Below are 796 nucleotides of genomic sequence, written 5' to 3' on the forward strand. Positions count from 1 at the left end.
CGGCTTAAGCTCGCTCGTAACTTTAAGTCGCTGACCCATTATACAAAAGGTACGCGGTCACTCAGGACGAACCTTGAGCTCCCACTGTTTGTAAGCATCCGGTTTCAGGTGCTGTTTCACTCCCCTCGTCGGGGTGCTTTTCACCTTTCCCTCACGGTACTGGTTCGCTATCGGTCGCTGAGGAGTACTTAGGCTTGGAGGGTGGTCCCCCCATGTTCAGACAGGATTTCACGTGTCCCGCCCTACTCGAGTCCTGTGTGTCGTCCGTCCCGTACGGGGCTGTCACCCATCGCGCCGGCCTTTCCAGACCGTTCCGGTAAACTCAACACAGGCACTGGCCTGATCCGCGTTCGCTCGCCACTACTGACGGAGTCTCGTTGATGTCCTTTCCTCCGGGTACTGAGATGTTTCAGTTCCCCGGGTTCGCTTCAAACCCCTATGGATTCAGGATTTGATACCTTCACATGACCAACCGTATGAGAGCTGCAGGCCGATCCGAGGATCTGTCTGCAGCCGCCATACGGAAGGTCGAAGGTGGGTTCCCCCATTCGGAAATCCCTGGATCAAAGCTCGTTCGCAGCTCCCCAAGGCTTATCGCAGCGTACCACGTCCTTCATCGCCTCTCAGCGCCAAGGCATCCACCGAATGCTCTTAAGGCACTTGATCGCTCTCGTGATCGATGTCCGTCGCTGATCCGACAGCCGTAAGGCTGGCCGATCAGCGCGACACGGTCACAAAAAGACCAGTGGCAGATCCGTTTCCGGACCCACCACCGTATGCTTGCCGAACATGACCG

1 rRNA gene is annotated in these 796 nt (G+C 56.9%); it reads right to left on the reverse strand.

Annotation, left to right across the window (positions count from 1 at the left end):
* Positions 1-666, reverse strand: a 23S ribosomal RNA gene (locus AKJ13_RS29865); the annotation flags it as partial.
* Between the last annotated feature and the right edge of the window lie 130 nt (positions 667-796).

The sequence above is a fragment of the Methylobacterium sp. ARG-1 genome (assembly GCF_001262595.1).
In the GTDB taxonomy this organism is placed as follows: domain Bacteria; phylum Pseudomonadota; class Alphaproteobacteria; order Rhizobiales; family Beijerinckiaceae; genus Methylobacterium; species Methylobacterium brachiatum.